Origin of the sequence: Clostridium sp. AF15-41, from assembly GCF_003604095.1 — a bacterium.
Taxonomy (GTDB): Bacteria; Bacillota; Clostridia; order Lachnospirales; family Lachnospiraceae; genus Coprococcus.
Map to the genome: position 1 here is coordinate 76,861 of NZ_QTMQ01000008.1, position 15,263 is coordinate 92,123.

Consider the following 15,263-nt stretch of genomic DNA (forward strand, 5'->3'; position numbering starts at 1 on the left):
GTTTATCTAATTCAAAGCATCATAGCCGCTTTCCTTCGTACGGATCTTCATGGCGGTGCGGATCTCATAACTGAAGATCTTGCCGTCTCCGACTTCTCCGGTGTATGCTGCCTTCTGGATCGCATCGATCGTCTTCTTCTCCCATTCTTCCGAAGAAACTACGATCTCAAATTTGATTTTCGGCTGCATAACGACATCAACCTCTGTACCACGTACCAGCTTCTTATATCCTCGCTGTGCACCGCATCCCATTACCTGAGATACCGTAATACCATTTACATCGATCGCATTCAGTGCTTCCTTTACATCTTCAAATACTTCTTCTCGCACGATTGCTTCTATCTTGATCATCATATTATCATACTCCTTTCCGCAACTTCTATGAATCCAGTCCGTTAAATGTCGGATATGCACTTTCTCCCTGTTCTGCGATATCTAGACCGATCTTTTCTTCCTTATCTGATACACGAAGCGGTGTGATCAGTCTTACAAGTCCAAGACAGATAAACGTTCCGACCACTGCAACTGCTATTGTCACAACGATACCGATCAACTGTGCAACAAAAAGGTGATAGTCTCCGAAGAACAGTCCATCCCATCTGGCAACGCTGTTGATCGAACTCTTACCAAATAATCCGGTCGCGATACCACCCCAGACACCACCGATACCATGACATCCAAAAGCATCGAGTGCATCATCTATTTTCAATTTCTTCTTCAATAAAGTAATCATACCACAACAGATCGGACTTACAAGTGCACCGATGATAAATGCAGACCAGATCGGAACAAAGCCTGCTCCCGGTGTGATCGCAACCAGCCCGACAACAAGACCGGTCGAAGCACCAACCAAGGTTGGCTTTCCATCTTTTATCACATCGATCAGCATCCATGACATCATGGCACTCGCACTTGCGATCGCTGAGGTTAAGAATGCATGAGCTGCAAGGCCATTTGCTCCGAGGGCACTTCCTGCATTGAAGCCGAACCATCCGAACCAGAGGATAAATGCGCCAAGAGCAACGAATGGAATGTTATGAACACGATAAGCAGTATTCTCATAACCTTTTCGTCTGCCAAGGATAATCGCAAATATCAATGCACTTACACCGGAGCTGATATGTACGACATTTCCGCCTGCAAAATCGACGGAACCGATCTCTGCAAGGAAACCGCCCTGTCCCCATACCATATGTGCCATCGGGTAGTAAACCAGAATCGACCAGAACATGATAAAGAAGAATAAAGCCTTAAACTTTACACGTCCGACTAATGATCCTGTGATCAGTGCCGGCGTGATCATTGCAAACATCATCTGAAATGCAATATATACAAAATGCGGAATATTGTCTGCATACGGTCCGGCCTCATTCATGGATATGCCATTTAACGCAAACCATCTGAGATCACCAATGATTCCTCCGTGATTTCCCCCAAAAGAAAGGGAGTAACCAAATAATATCCACATCACAACCGAAAGTCCCATAATAAAAGTACATGCCATCATCGTATTAACGACATTTTTCCTTCGCACCATTCCACCATAAAAGAAAGCAAGTCCCGGTGTCATAAAAAATACCAATGCTGTACAGATCAGCATAAAACCAGTATCACCAGTATTCATAACTATTTCCTCCATTTTTTTCTGAAATTCTTTTTGAAATCTCCGGCAGGTGCGCATCCCCCGACAGGTTTCGCTTCACTTTTTTACAAAATTCCATGGTACTTTTTTTGTAAAACAGAAAAGACGCCAATCGAACGTATCTCGTTCAACTGACGTCTTTGTCTGAAGACATACTAGCAGACCTGATTTATTTTTTCAAGTATTTTTTACAAACTCTTTACCATTCTTTAGCCAGGACATCATTTTACCTGTTTTTCTAAAGCAGATCGTATTTGTTTGACTTTTTTCTCATATTACGCTATGATTTTTTAGTTATGTATTCTATTACGAAATTTAACGATTTTGTCCATGTTATGCATACGCAATAAAAAATTGGAGGATATTTAAATGTTTATGACAACTAACTTTTTCATCATGCTTGCAATCGTTGTCTACCTGGCGATCATGCTTGTGATCGGCTTTGTTTACAGCAAGCGTAACAACAGTACAGAAGATTTCTATCTTGGCGGCCGTAAGATGGGACCTCTCGTAACAGCCATGAGTGCTGAAGCAAGTGATATGTCAAGCTGGCTCCTGATGGGACTTCCGGGCGTTGCATATCTGTCCGGTATCTGCGATGCCGCATGGACTGCCATCGGTCTTGCCGTTGGTACATGGTTGAACTGGTTCTTCGTGTCCAGAAAACTCAGACGTTATTCAAATAATATCGGTGCGATCACTGTGCCTGATTTCTTTGCAAAACGATTCCATGATAAGAATAATGTTATCACAGCACTTTCCGCTCTTGTTATCATTATCTTCTTCATCCCTTACACAGCATCCGGTTTTGCTGCCTGTGGTAAGCTGTTCAACAGCTTATTCGGTATCAATTATCAGGTTGCCATGATGTTGTCCGCCCTGTTGATTGTTGGTTACACTATCACCGGTGGGTTCAATGCCGTATGTGTTACAGACCTTGTTCAGAGTATCGTTATGACCGGTGCACTTGCGATCGTTCTGATCTATGGAATCTCAAGCGCAGGTGGTTGGACAGCTGTTATGGACAACGCAGCCGCCCTTCCGGGTTATCTGTCTCTGACATCTACCTTTGATGTTGCCTCCGGTTCTGAAGTCAAATATAACTTTTTGACAATTTTCTCAACCGCAGCATGGGGACTCGGTTACTTTGGTATGCCTCATATCCTTGTCCGTTTCATGGCAATCGAGGATGAGAAAAAACTGGTACTTTCCCGCCGTATTGCCTCTGTATGGGTAGTGATCGCTATGACCGCAGGTGTTCTGATCGGTATTGTCGGTCTTGGTATGACCAAAGCCGGTGCACTCGACACTCTGACCGGTTCAAACAGTGAAACTATTATCGTTCGTATCGCAGGTATCATCAGCCAGCATAATGCATTAACTGCTCTTATCGCAGGTATCATCCTTGCCGGTATTCTTGCCGCTACGATGTCTACCGCAGACAGTCAGATGCTTGCTGCTGCATCCGGTGTTTCACAGAATATCGTACATGATTTCTTAAAGATCAAGATTTCCGAGAAGACAAATCTTCTGATCGCACGTTTAACAATTGTTGGTATTGCGATCGTAAGTATCTTCCTGGCAAGAAATCCTGACTCCAGTGTATTCAAGATCGTTTCCTTCGCATGGGCAGGCTTCGGCGGTGCATTTGGTGCTGTTGTGCTTTGTTCTTTATTCTGGAAACGTTGTAATCTTGCAGGTGCGATCGCCGGTATCATATCCGGTGGTGCTACCGTGTTTATCTGGAAGTATCTGGTTCGTCCACTTGGAGGAATTCTTGATATCTACGAACTGCTTCCTGCATTTATCGTATCCCTGATCTTCATCATTGTGGTCAGCCTGCTTACAAAGGCTCCTGATGAAGAAATCGTCCGGGAGTTTGAAGCAGCCAGCCAAAAGGCGTAGGCAAATCTCCCCCCTTACGAAAAAGGAAGCCGCTATACATATTATTGCGCAAGTCGTTTGCACTCTATTTCAACGCAACGGTGCTAAGCTCCTCGCCTATAAGGTGACTCACTAAGTACCGGCGTTGAAAAAGGCTTGCTTCATAATAGTATAGCGGTTTCCTTTTTCTTATGTATATTTTGAAATAACTTACATTTTCAAAATTACGGCTCTGTTATAGTTCACTATTATGAAGCAAGCCTGCCCGAATGTCGGTACTTAGTGAACTGCTGTAAGCAGTGAGCTTAGAACCGCTACATGAGGGTAGAGCGAGAGCGTCTTGCGCAATAATATGTGAACTATAACAGAGCCGTAATTGGATAAAGAAAATAAAGTTGATTTTATCTGCTTTTGTTATATAATCAGTGGAAATAACTATTTTCGACAGGATGATTTTTATATGACTGATTATATTACAACTTATACCGGGGATCATTTTGATCCGACTCTTCCGGAGGCAGAACATCTTCATATCGAGGACATCGCACACGCATTATCACTAATTTGTCGTGGAAATGGTCATGTAAAGACCTTCTTTTCCGTCGGCAGTCATTGTATCAACTGTGCAAAGGAAGCGGCTGCCCGTGGGTATTCCGGCCGACTGGTGCTTGCCTGTCTGCTTCACGATGCAAGTGAAGCCTACCTGTCAGATGTTCCAAGACCTTTTAAGAAGCATCTTCCTGCATATAAAGATCTGGAACAGAATCTGTTAAATGTGATCTATACAAAATATCTAGGTTCTCCTCTGACAGAGGAAGAAGAACGCAGGATCAAATGCATCGACGACGACATGCTCTATTTCGATCTTCTCACTTTGCTAAATGAGCCATCGAACAGACCGGAGCCTGAGCTTCACATCAACCTTTCTTATGAGGTTCGTCCGTTTGAGAATGTCGAACAGGAATATCTTCAGTTGTTTCATATACTGTATAAATAGTATTTATTTTTCCTCTTTCGGCAAAATGATATTTAAAAGGATTGCTACCATTGCTGCCGGTACAATTCCCGATCCGCCAAACACCAACTGTACCACCTCCGGTGTATGTACCAGAATTCCGGGATTAGCTCCCATTCCATATCCAACGCCCAGTGCTACTGATACAATGGAAAGATTTCTGGCATTCAACGGATTCTTCGTGATCAACTGAATACCACTGATTACAATTGACGAAAACATCATGACTGCTGCGCCACCTAATACAGACTGTGGCATGATTGATACCAACGCAGCAAGCTTTGGGCATAAGCCGCAAAGGACAAGGAAAATGGCTCCGGTTGCAAGAGCGAACCGGTTTACAACCTTTGTCATGGCTACCAATCCAACGTTCTGACTGAATGATGTATTTGGCAGGACACCAAATATCGCTGCAAATGAAGAACCCAGTCCGTCACACATAACACCGCCTGCAAGTTCTTTATCTGTTGCTTCTCTGTCCAATCCGCCTTCCATAACACCTGAAATATCTCCAACCGTCTCAACTGCAGTTACAATGAACATAATAAGAACCGGAAGAATCGCACGCAGATCGAAAACAGGTTTTACAGGCAAAAGCTTCGGAACCGCAAACCAGGAGGCTTCCGCAACTTTATCCCAGTTTAGCACCCATGCCTTTGTATATTCTACACCATCTGCCGTCACTCCGGTTTTCGGCAAAACAAAGCCCATGATCATTGCTGCAATGTATCCGAAAATAATGCCAAATAAAATAGATGAAGAACTCAAAAAGCCTTTTGTCGCATGTTTGAAAAACAAGATCGCAATAAGTACAAACAACGCAAGTAACAGATTCTCAATGGAGCCAAAATCTTCTGCTTTATTTCCTCCACCAAAAGAATTGATACCTACCGAAATCAGACTTAATCCGATCGACATTACCACGGTACCGGTTACGACCGATGGAAAGAACTTACGAAGGGGCTTTAAGAAAAAGCCAAGCACTGTTTCAAAAAGACCACCTATAATAGATGCTCCCATGATCGCGCCATATGCCAGTATACCACCACCCATGGTTGCTGCTACACTGTTAAAGACACCTATAAATCCGGAAGATGTTCCCATTATGATCGGTACCCGGCCCCCTACCGGACCAATTCCGAACAACTGTACCAATGTCACAATTCCTGCGATCAGCATCGCATTCTGAAGCAAAGAAAGCTGTAGATCTGCGAACTCACCGCCTGCCAGGCCACATGCTCCTGTGATGATCAGAAGTGGAGTCAGGTTTCCTACAAACATTGCCAAAACATGCTGTAATCCTAACGGAATCGCCTGCGAAAGCGGCATCTTTCCATCCATCTGAAATGCTGTCTCAGACAGCTTAAATATTTTTTTCATTTGTGAATTCTCCTCATCTTTATTCTTTTTCATCCAACATGGACATCAATATCTTTTCCGGAGTGATCGGAAGTTCTCTGTGCCATACGCCTGTTGCACGATAGATTGCATGTGCAATTGCAGGTGCAGGTGTATTGATCACTATCTCTCCTATAGACTTGGCTCCAAATGGGCCTGTCGGTTCATAACTGTGTTCAAATTCTACCTGAAGATGTCCCATATCAAGGCGGGTTGGAATCTTATACTGCATGAAACTGGATTCAATCGGACATCCTCTTTCATTGTAGGTGACATTCTCAAACAGTGTATGCCCGATTCCCTGTACGATGCCGCCTTCTGCCTGAATACGTGCCAATGCCGGGTTGATAGGAATTCCACAGTCAACAACAGCTACATAATCCAGAATTTTTACCTCTCCTGTATATCGGTCTAACTCAATCTCAACCATGCCGACCATATAAGGCGGAGGCGATACAGGTGAAGAATGGGAAACCGTTGCTACTGCTGCGATATCATTTGCAATCTGGTCTTTTACACTAATCTCGGCAAGTGACACACTTTGATCTGTATTGACCCGACATGCCCTTCCATTTTCAAAGATCATTTCCTCCGGACTGCAGGAAAGCATACCGGCTGCTATCGCACAAAGCTTTTTTTGCAGTTTCTCACAGGCAAGTTCTACGGCCTTACCCGTAACATATGTTGTAGATGATGCGTACGAACCGGAATCATATGGTGATGCATCTGTATCTGCCCCAAATACAGCTACATCATCCACAGAACAATCCATACATTCTGCCACCATCTGAGCCAGAATCGTGTCACATCCGGTTCCCATATCTGCCGCACCGATGATCAGATTAAATGTTCCGTCATCGGCCAGCTTTACCGTTGCCGATCCGACATCCAGATTGGAGATACAGGAGCCTTGCATCGCCATAGCTACTCCGGCTGTTCTTACCTTCCCATCTCCCATCTCACGAACAGGATATTTTTCGTCCCAATGAAATAATTCTTTGCATTTTGCCATACATTTATCAAGTGCGCAGGCATTTGCTGTCTCTCCATAATATGCCGGCATCTTCATTCCTTCACGGATCATGTTGTTTTCACGGATTACAGTCGGATCAATTCCAAGTCTTTCTGCAAGTTCATTTACAGCACTTTCCAGTGCAAATATACCCTGTGTCGCACCATATCCCCGGTAAGCACCGGCTGCCATCGTATTGGTATATACTACATCATAATTAAACCGATATGCTTCAAGTCCACCTGTATAAAGGGGAATCGATTTATGTCCGCTCAGACCAACTGTTGTAGGTCCGTGTTCTCCATATGCTCCTGTATTTGAAAGTGTATACAGATCCAGTCCGCGGATATGTCCGTCCCGGTCTGCTCCCAGGCGTACACGAACTTCCATCTCATGCCGCGGAGAACCGGCAATCTGACTCTCTTCTCTTGTGAATATAAGTTTGGCGGGTTGTCCGGTCTTCAGTGTGACAAACGCCGGATAGACTTCACTGACTGCTGTCTGTTTTGCCCCAAACCCTCCACCGATTCTTGGTTTCTCAACACGTATCCTGCTCTTTGGAATGCCCAGTGCTCTGGAAAGGATACGACGCACATGAAATACAATCTGTGTAGATGAGATCACATGAAGCCTTCCATATCGGTCAAAACAGGTATAGGTGCGGAAGGTTTCCATCATTGCCTGGTTAAACGCCCGCATATGATATGTGTGTTCGAACACCTCATCACAATCCGCTATTACAGCATCCACATCACCATCTCCGTTTTTTTCACTTGCAACCAGATTCCGTCCGGGATCTCCTCCAACTTCCATAGGTGGAAACCAGTCCTCCTCCGGGTGTACAAGGACAGCACTATCCTTTGCCTGATGAAAATCAAGAACCGGTTCGAGGATATCATATTTCACTTTTATCAGCTTCATTGCTTTTAAAGCAGCTTTCTCATCCGTAGCCGCAATAATAGCAACAACATCCCCTACAAAACGCACATGCCGGTCTATGATCAGCCGATCATAGGGAGATGGTTCCGGATATGTCTGTCCTGCAATCGCAAACCTCTGCTTTGGCACATCCTTCCATGTATAAACATCTACAACTCCCGGAACTTTTTTTGCTATTGCTACGTTGATATCTTCTACAATAGCATTGGCATATGGGCTTCTTAAAAGCTTTACCGTCAAAGCATCTGATGATGTAATATCATCAACATAAACCGGTTTTCCCAAAAGGAGCTGCATTGCATCTTTTTTACGAACCGAATGATTGACTGAATTATACTTCTTTTCTTCCATGAATGCCCTCCTCTGATCTCTTATATTCCAGATAATTTCGAATTCCCCGTAACTGACCTTCATATCCGGAACATCTGCAAAGATTTCCTGCCAGATAAGCACGAATCTCATCATCTGTAGGATCCGGATTCTCTCGCAATAATGCAATCGTGTTCATAACAAATCCAGGATTGCAAAATCCACACTGATCAGCTCCCTGATCTGCAATAAAACCGACAAATTCAGAAGCTTCCTCCTGAAGTCCCTCTAATGTCTGTACCTCATGACCAGCTGCCCTTGCTGCCGGCACGGAGCAGGAAAGCACAGGAATGCCGTCCAAAAAGACTGTACATAATCCGCAATTTGCAGTTTCACAGCCTCGCTTTACACTGTAGCAGCCATGCTTTCTCAGAAAATCGATCAGAAGCAGATCCGGTTCAATAGAATCCACCAGTTTTTTCCCATTTACAATTACTGTTATCTCCATTTCTGCTCCTCTCTCAATTTATTTAATAATCGCTGACTTAATACACGAATCAATCTGGAACGATACTTTGCTCCGGCTCGATGATTACTTCCTGTCGGAATATGTTTCTCTGCCCACATAGCAAAGTCCTCTATAGAGTCTTCTGTCAGTCTCTCTGACAGAAGCCCTTCTTCATCCAGAAGAAGCATCGCTCGTCCCGGTCTTGCTCCCACTGATAAACGATATTCGCCGCCTACAACAGAAGCCGCACATGCGATGACCGGAAAATCAGTACTCTGATTTCTTACAGATGCATAAGAGAAGCATCCGGACGTCTTCTTTACGATCAGGCGAACCAGAATATCCTGATCCGGTTTCTGCCCCACAAATTCTCTAAGTGGTATTCTCCCACCCTGATATAATTCCACATATGTATCCATGGCAAGAAATACCGTCAGCACATCAGAGAAACCAAAACGTCCCCAGATACTTCCACCTACCGTTGCCAAGTTACGAAACTGTACACCGACAATATCTTTTACAGCGTCTCTGACAGAATTTTGTGTATAATTATTTAAGCCTCTATGCAATTCAAGCTGTCGTAGAGATACCATCGAACCGATAATGATCTCATTCTCTGTCTCCTCGATCTGATCCAGTTTCAGATCACACAGATCAATTGCTGTCAATATCGTCCGGTTCTGCATCTTTGTCCATAACATTCCACCGATTATACAGCTGCCTTTTTTTTGATTTAACTGATAAGCCTCTTCCAGACTTTTAACACGTATATAATTCTGAATTGTTACCATAAAAAGCTCCTTTAAATGTTGCATTAGCCGCACTATATCAAGATATATTATAGTAAAAATACTTGTTTTTGAAAAGATGCTTTGCTACAATACCGTTGTATTATTTAAAATATAACGAAAAGGAGTTATTATGAAAAAAACATTAAAAAAATGCTTATCCTTATTTTTAATCTGTTCCCTGCTTTTATCTCTGGCAGGCTGTAATACTTCATCAAAGCCTGCAGGCACGGGGACAACCGCTTCATCAGAAGCGACCTCAGAATTATCATCAGAAACTTCTTCAGATGATGTGTCTACAGAAGCTGACGAAAAAGAAACCTCTTATCCGGTCACAGTTACGGATCAGGCAGACCGCACCGTTACCATTGAAAAAGAGCCAGCTAAGATTGTAAGCGGATACTACATTCCTTCCAGTCTTCTGATCGCACTTGGATTATCGGGCAAGGTGGTAGGTATTGAGGCAAAGGCAGACAAAAGACCGATCTACAAACTGGCTGCCCCGGAGCTTCAGGAACTTCCAAACGTCGGAACAGCAAAGGAATTCGATCTGGAAACCTGTGCTTCTCTTTCACCGGATCTTGTGATTTTGCCGTTAAAGCTAAAGGATGCCGCAAAGAGTCTGACAGAGCTTGGTATGCCTGTGCTGCTGGTAAATCCAGAAAGTCCGGATCAGTTATCCGAAATGATCAGTCTTATTGCCACAGCTACAAATACCCAGGATAAAGCAGACCAACTGCTTGACTTCATTAATCAGGAAAAAGAAATGCTTACTACTTCTCTTGCAACCGCAGACGACACTCCGAATATTTACCTTGCAGGTAATTCTTCTCTCCTGTCAACTGCCGGTCCAGCTATGTACCAATCAGGTATTATCGAACTTGCAGGCGGTAAAAATGTAGCATCTGATATCTCTGATACCTATTGGACCGAGATTAGCTATGAACAGCTTCTCTCCTGGGATCCTGATTATATTATTCTTGCTTCCGATGCAGAATATACAGTAGACGATGTATTAAGCGATCCGAACCTGAAAGACTGCATAGCAGTAAAAAACAATCACGTTTATGCCATTCCGGGGGATATAGAAGCACTGGACAGTCCTGTACCTGCTAGTATCCTGGCTTCCATCTGGCTTGCCGGAATCCTGCATCCTGATCAGGTTTCAACTGATACTTATACGAAAGAGATGAATTCTTTCTATGAAACATTCTATGGAATCAAAAAATAAAGCAAATTTATATCTTATTGCCGGAAGCGTAGGTCTGATTCTTCTGACAGCAGCTTCCCTGTTTATCGGAAAATACAGGATCACCCTGACCGGTCTGATAGCCGGAGACTCCATGCAATGGCGAGTATTTCTTACGCTCCGTGCCAGCCGCGCTGTTATCGGTGCTATCGGAGGATTTGTCCTTGGCATGGCAGGTTTTGTCTATCAGACCGTTTTTCGGAATCCTCTGGCCTCCCCTGATATCATTGGCGTATCTTCGGGAGCCAGTGCCGGTGCAGCATTTGGAATTCTGTTCTTATCCGGTTCTATGGCGATCACAGTCTCTGCTTTTGCAGGGGCTGTTTGTTCTGTTATCCTTGCACTGGTATTATCTTTCTTAACCGCAGACCGAGATGGTCACAGCATTGTACTTGCCGGAATTGCTGTTCACAGTCTCGCACAGACGGCACTGGTTTGTCTGAAATTAACCGCAGATCCGGAAAAACAACTGGCATCGATTGAATATTGGATCATGGGAAGCCTAAATGGAATCAGCATCTACTCCATAAAAGGAAATATTATCCTATGTCTTTTCTGTTCAGTCATTCTATTCTTATTATATCGACAGATCATCCTTCTCTCTTTAGATGATAATGAGGGAAAAATGCTCGGTGTAAATGTACAGCAGATTCGTCTGATTGTTTTGTTGATTGCGACACTGGCTGTTTCCGGTGTGATCAGTATGACCGGACTGATCAGCTTCGTATCTCTTCTGGCACCCCACGGAGCACGTTTATTACTAAAAAATAACCGGATATCCACTATGCTGCTAAGTGGGCTGATTGGTGGATGTCTGCTAACCATGGGAGATATATTTGCTCGTAGTATAGCATCCACAGAACTGCCTGTAAGTATCTTTACAAGTCTTTTAGGAGTCCCATTCTTAATCTATCTATGTATAAGGAGAAGTGATCGGATATGAAATTACTGACTGTAAACAATCTGTCTGCCGGATATAATGGAACAAACATTATCAAAAATATCAGTTTTTCCGTCGACTCCGGTCAGATTATTGGTATACTTGGGGCAAACGGTTGCGGAAAAACCACCTTGATCAAGTCCCTGGCAAATCTGCTTCCCCATACGGGGAACTGTCAGCTTGATACAATTACCGTAGAATCAATTTCCCCAAAGGAACTGGCAAGGCTTTGTGGATATATACCACAAAATAACAGTATCTCTTTAGATCTCACGCTTTTTGATGTAGTTATGATGGGGTTCAACCCTGAACTTAAACTGTTGCAGACTCCAACCCGGCAAATGAAGGAATCAGCTATACAGGCACTTATGGATGTTGGTCTTGGCAACCGGATGTATGATAATTTTCAAAGCCTGAGTGCCGGTCAGAAACAATTATGTATATTAGCACGTACATTTGCAGGCAAACGAAAACTTCTTCTTTTGGATGAACCGGAAAGTGCCTTAGATTTTCGGCTACGTTATCAGGCAATGGAGCTTTTACAGGATTATATCCAACAAAATCATGCTTCTGCCCTGATCACACTACATGATTCAGCTCTGGCGCTAAATTATTGTGATTCACTTCTGATCCTGTCAGACGGCAGATTGATCGGTACGATCATTCCATCCGAAACATCAATTTCCGAGATGGAACAGCTTCTTTCCAAAATATATGGTACAATCAGTCTGTCAAAGCTTATCGATCGTCTTGGAAATAGCAGGCTTGTTATGATAAAGGAGGCTGAAACATCTTGAAAGCAATAACAAAAATTTATTTTGTAAATGAAAATCACGAAAAATTTTTTGGAGCCGGGCCATGCCAACTGCTTCATATGATCGAAGAAACCGGCTCTCTCCGTTCTGCATCAATCTCTATGGGACTTGCCTATACAAAGGCACTCCGTATGATCAATAAGGCAGAAAAAGAACTGGGATTTTCTCTGACAAAACGCAGCACCGGTGGCAGATCCGGTGGTGGAAGTACTCTGACTCCAGAGGGAAAGGAATGGCTGAAAAAATATGAAACCTACCGGAATGCCTGTAATGAGGCCAACAGCAAACTCTATATGGAGATCTTTTCAGACTAGCGGAAAAAAACATCTGGTTCTGACAGGAGCATCCGGAAGTGGAAAAACAACACTTCTGTCATCTCTCTTTTCCTCCCCGATGCCCGGTGTTACCTCCTGGGTAGTACCGGAAAAAGGGGTCTACCTGAAAAATAACTGTTCAAAAGAAATAATCCAGATTGGACGTTTTCATCCGGATCCAACCCATAAGAGAAATCAGATGCGTGCTATTCCCGAAAACTTTGATGAAAAAGGAACCGCATTCTTACATTCCTGTCTGCATGCAACTTCCGAATGGATCACGATTGATGAAATCGGCTTTCTGGAAAGTAATTCCTGCAAATACCGGCAAGCTATACGAACCTTAATGAAGCACAAACAGCTTCTCATGGTCGTGCGAAAACAAAAGCTTCCATTCCTGGAGGAACTGCGTAACCATAAGGATGTTTTCCTTGTGGATCTCGATCAACCATATGGAAATGCAGGCTGTATCATCATGGCATCCGGTCAGGGTACCCGCTTTGGTGGAAATAAGCTGCTTGCTGATTTCAATGGACAACCATTGATCGATTTCTCTCTTAACATTATTAAGAATCTGTTTACAACATCTGTCGTGGTAACCATTCACAAGGAAATTCAGAGCCTATGTATAAAACAAAATATTCCGGTACTGCTTCATACCTTTCCGCATCGAAACGACATGATTCGCCTCGGTCTGGAAACCATTGGTGATCATATCGATCGCTGCGTCTTTCTCCCCGCCGACCAGCCTTTGCTTCAAAAAGAATCCATGATCTCGCTGCTTCTTTGTGCGGAAAATGACAGAAACTCAATCTGGCGAACCTGTTATGGAGATATAGTCGGTTCTCCTGTTATCTTCCCGTCTGAATTTTTTGAGGAACTTCAGAATCTTCCTTTAAGAAAAGGCGGCAGTCTGGTAATAAATAATCATCCTGATCGTATCCGTACCATTTCTGTTTCAGATATAAACGAACTAAGGGATATTGATACACCTGATGATTTATCCCAATTACTCCACGGGAACCTTTAATCATTCTTGACATTTTATTTTATCGTTCTATAATTCATCATGTCATAAAAAAAGAAATGAGGACGAATAAAAATGAACAAGGATCTGACCGTAGGGAAACCGGAATCTGTGCTGTGGCGTTTCTGTCTGCCACTCTTTGGAAGTGTGATCTTTCAGCAGCTCTATAACATTGCCGACAGTCTGGTTGCCGGAAAATTTATCAATGAAAGTGCTCTTGCCGCTGTTGGCAACAGTTACGAGATCACATTGATCTTTATCGCATTTGCATTTGGATGCAATATGGGATGCTCGGTTATCGTATCCAGATTATTTGGAGCAAAAGAATATCGGAATATGAAGACGGCTGTATCGACCACCTTTATCTTTACGGCTGTTTTACTGGCTGTTATGGTGATCGCCGGTCTGCTCACCAGCCGGGAGCTGCTTGCTCTGATTCACACTCCGGGCGATATCATGGATGCTTCCCTGCTGTATCTGAACATCTATATCTATGGTCTTCCATTTATGTTCTTTTACAACATTGCAACCGGAATCTTCTCCGCTCTCGGTGATTCCAGAACTCCGTTCATCTTCCTTGCAATATCATCCGTTTCCAATATATTTGTCGATATCTTATTTGTAAAATCCTTTCAGATGGGAATCGCAGGTGTTGCCTGGGCAACCTTCCTCTGTCAGGGTGTCAGTGCCGTTCTGGCTGTCACTGTTGTGATTCGCCGTCTTACCGGTATCAAGACAGAAGGCCGGTTCCGGTTCTTTGATGGCAGCATCTTAAAACAGATCTTGGTCGTTGCTATCCCAAGCACCTTACAGCAGAGTTTTATATCCATCGGAAATATTATCATCCAGAGCGTTATCAACGACTTCGGAACCAGCGTTATCGCCGGATATTCTGCGGCTGTCAAGCTGAACAATCTGGTCATTACCTCTCTTACCACACTGGGAAACGGTATATCAAACTATACCGCCCAGAATATCGGTGCGGGTAAAATTGACCGTATCCGTTCCGGTTTCAAAGCTTCCTTAAAACTGGTCTGGCTGTTATGTATTCCGTTTGCGCTGTTGTACTTCACCTGCGGAAGATGGCTGTTACTGCTCTTTCTTGACAATCCGACTGCAACTGCGATCAAGACAGGTATCGTTTTCCTGTGTATCCTTGCACCATTTTATTTCATCGTTTCCATCAAATTAATGGCAGACGGAATCCTGCGTGGCGCAGGTATCATGAACAAATTCATGATCTCCGCCTTTACCGATCTGATTCTTCGAGTAATCTTATCCATCATCTTTTCAAAGATGTTCGGTTCTGTCGGTATCTGGTGCTCCTGGCCGGTCGGCTGGTGCTGCGGAACTGCAGTCTCCGTCCTCTTTTACCGCGGTGAACAGAAACGGGATTTTAAAAATGCATTTGAAACATAGAGAA

14 protein-coding genes are annotated in these 15,263 nt (G+C 43.6%); 8 read left to right on the plus strand and 6 right to left on the minus strand.

What is annotated here, in order from left to right:
• Positions 1 to 6 precede the first annotated feature (6 nt).
• Together DWW43_RS07320 and DWW43_RS07325 are read right to left on the minus strand one after the other, a co-directional pair.
• Positions 7 to 354 carry a P-II family nitrogen regulator gene (locus DWW43_RS07320; RefSeq protein WP_008401503.1) on the minus strand — a complete coding sequence of 116 codons (348 nt, stop codon included), beginning with the start codon at positions 352 to 354 and terminating at the stop codon, positions 7 to 9.
• A gap of 25 nt (positions 355 to 379) precedes the next feature.
• The gene (locus DWW43_RS07325; protein ID WP_119963165.1) at positions 380 to 1,624 is read right to left on the minus strand and encodes an ammonium transporter; all 1,245 of its coding nucleotides are present in this window, start codon (positions 1,622 to 1,624) and stop codon (positions 380 to 382) included.
• A 387-nt stretch (positions 1,625 to 2,011) separates the two neighbouring features.
• Between DWW43_RS07325 and DWW43_RS07330 the strand changes: the two genes are divergently transcribed.
• Complete coding sequence (locus DWW43_RS07330) at positions 2,012 to 3,547, plus strand: sodium/proline symporter (protein WP_119963166.1); 1,536 nt, start codon at positions 2,012 to 2,014, stop codon at positions 3,545 to 3,547.
• Between the two features lie 439 nt (positions 3,548 to 3,986).
• Positions 3,987 to 4,523, plus strand: a complete 537-nt coding sequence (locus DWW43_RS07335; protein WP_165853035.1) for a hypothetical protein — start codon at positions 3,987 to 3,989, stop codon at positions 4,521 to 4,523.
• Positions 4,524 to 4,526: 3 nt separating this feature from the next.
• On the opposite strand, the gene DWW43_RS07340 is transcribed toward DWW43_RS07335, so the two are convergent.
• From DWW43_RS07340 to DWW43_RS07355, 4 genes are read right to left on the minus strand one after another with little or no spacing between them, the layout of a single operon-like run.
• Complete coding sequence (locus DWW43_RS07340) at positions 4,527 to 5,921, minus strand: nucleobase:cation symporter-2 family protein (RefSeq protein ID WP_021944738.1); 1,395 nt, start codon at positions 5,919 to 5,921, stop codon at positions 4,527 to 4,529.
• 19 nt (positions 5,922 to 5,940) lie between these two features.
• Positions 5,941 to 8,241 (minus strand): molybdopterin cofactor-binding domain-containing protein, encoded by a 2,301-nt coding sequence (locus tag DWW43_RS07345; protein WP_119963168.1) that lies wholly within the window; start codon positions 8,239 to 8,241, stop codon positions 5,941 to 5,943.
• On the minus strand, positions 8,222 to 8,707 hold the full coding sequence (locus tag DWW43_RS07350) for a (2Fe-2S)-binding protein (RefSeq protein WP_117785068.1): 486 nt from the start codon (positions 8,705 to 8,707) through the stop codon (positions 8,222 to 8,224). The genes DWW43_RS07345 and DWW43_RS07350 overlap by 20 nt, the downstream gene beginning before the upstream one ends.
• A complete protein-coding gene (locus DWW43_RS07355) occupies positions 8,698 to 9,498 on the minus strand; it encodes an FAD binding domain-containing protein (RefSeq protein ID WP_165853036.1) in 801 nt (266 codons plus the stop codon). Before DWW43_RS07355 ends, DWW43_RS07350 begins: the two co-directional genes overlap by 10 nt.
• A 130-nt stretch (positions 9,499 to 9,628) precedes the next feature.
• Here DWW43_RS07355 and DWW43_RS07360 point away from each other — a divergent pair, with 130 nt between their 5' ends.
• The 6 genes from DWW43_RS07360 (at position 9,629) to DWW43_RS07385 (ending at position 15,259) form a co-directional block, all read left to right on the plus strand.
• A complete protein-coding gene (locus DWW43_RS07360; RefSeq protein WP_119963170.1) occupies positions 9,629 to 10,726 on the plus strand; it encodes an ABC transporter substrate-binding protein in 1,098 nt (365 codons plus the stop codon).
• On the plus strand, positions 10,710 to 11,687 hold the full coding sequence (locus tag DWW43_RS07365; RefSeq protein ID WP_119963197.1) for an iron ABC transporter permease: 978 nt from the start codon (positions 10,710 to 10,712) through the stop codon (positions 11,685 to 11,687). The genes DWW43_RS07360 and DWW43_RS07365 overlap by 17 nt, the downstream gene beginning before the upstream one ends.
• Positions 11,684 to 12,481 (plus strand): ABC transporter ATP-binding protein, encoded by a 798-nt coding sequence (locus tag DWW43_RS07370; protein WP_119963171.1) that lies wholly within the window; start codon positions 11,684 to 11,686, stop codon positions 12,479 to 12,481. Before DWW43_RS07365 ends, DWW43_RS07370 begins: the two co-directional genes overlap by 4 nt.
• On the plus strand, positions 12,478 to 12,813 hold the full coding sequence (locus tag DWW43_RS07375; RefSeq protein WP_119963172.1) for a LysR family transcriptional regulator: 336 nt from the start codon (positions 12,478 to 12,480) through the stop codon (positions 12,811 to 12,813). The genes DWW43_RS07370 and DWW43_RS07375 overlap by 4 nt, the downstream gene beginning before the upstream one ends.
• Positions 12,770 to 13,843, plus strand: coding sequence for an NTP transferase domain-containing protein (locus tag DWW43_RS07380; protein ID WP_243104426.1), 1,074 nt, complete (start codon positions 12,770 to 12,772; stop codon positions 13,841 to 13,843). Before DWW43_RS07375 ends, DWW43_RS07380 begins: the two co-directional genes overlap by 44 nt.
• Positions 13,844 to 13,915: 72 nt before the next feature.
• Positions 13,916 to 15,259 carry an MATE family efflux transporter gene (locus DWW43_RS07385; RefSeq protein WP_119963173.1) on the plus strand — a complete coding sequence of 448 codons (1,344 nt, stop codon included), beginning with the start codon at positions 13,916 to 13,918 and terminating at the stop codon, positions 15,257 to 15,259.
• The last annotated feature ends 4 nt before the right edge of the window (positions 15,260 to 15,263 follow it).

What these genes read in the sequence shown, in the direction of transcription:
- DWW43_RS07370 (WP_119963171.1), top strand. Translation starts at nt 11,684, where the DNA reads ATGAAATTACTGACTGTAAACAATCTGTCTGCCGGATATAATGGAACA.
- DWW43_RS07330 (WP_119963166.1), top strand. Translation starts at nt 2,012, where the DNA reads ATGTTTATGACAACTAACTTTTTCATCATGCTTGCAATCGTTGTCTAC.
- DWW43_RS07345 (WP_119963168.1), bottom strand. Translation starts at nt 8,241, where the DNA reads ATGGAAGAAAAGAAGTATAATTCAGTCAATCATTCGGTTCGTAAAAAA.
- DWW43_RS07320 (WP_008401503.1), bottom strand. Translation starts at nt 354, where the DNA reads ATGATGATCAAGATAGAAGCAATCGTGCGAGAAGAAGTATTTGAAGAT.
- DWW43_RS07365 (WP_119963197.1), top strand. Translation starts at nt 10,710, where the DNA reads ATGGAATCAAAAAATAAAGCAAATTTATATCTTATTGCCGGAAGCGTA.
- DWW43_RS07380 (WP_243104426.1), top strand. Translation starts at nt 12,770, where the DNA reads ATGAGGCCAACAGCAAACTCTATATGGAGATCTTTTCAGACTAGCGGA.
- DWW43_RS07355 (WP_165853036.1), bottom strand. Translation starts at nt 9,498, where the DNA reads ATGGTAACAATTCAGAATTATATACGTGTTAAAAGTCTGGAAGAGGCT.
- DWW43_RS07360 (WP_119963170.1), top strand. Translation starts at nt 9,629, where the DNA reads ATGAAAAAAACATTAAAAAAATGCTTATCCTTATTTTTAATCTGTTCC.
- DWW43_RS07340 (WP_021944738.1), bottom strand. Translation starts at nt 5,921, where the DNA reads ATGAAAAAAATATTTAAGCTGTCTGAGACAGCATTTCAGATGGATGGA.
- DWW43_RS07335 (WP_165853035.1), top strand. Translation starts at nt 3,987, where the DNA reads ATGACTGATTATATTACAACTTATACCGGGGATCATTTTGATCCGACT.
- DWW43_RS07385 (WP_119963173.1), top strand. Translation starts at nt 13,916, where the DNA reads ATGAACAAGGATCTGACCGTAGGGAAACCGGAATCTGTGCTGTGGCGT.
- DWW43_RS07325 (WP_119963165.1), bottom strand. Translation starts at nt 1,624, where the DNA reads ATGAATACTGGTGATACTGGTTTTATGCTGATCTGTACAGCATTGGTA.
- DWW43_RS07350 (WP_117785068.1), bottom strand. Translation starts at nt 8,707, where the DNA reads ATGGAGATAACAGTAATTGTAAATGGGAAAAAACTGGTGGATTCTATT.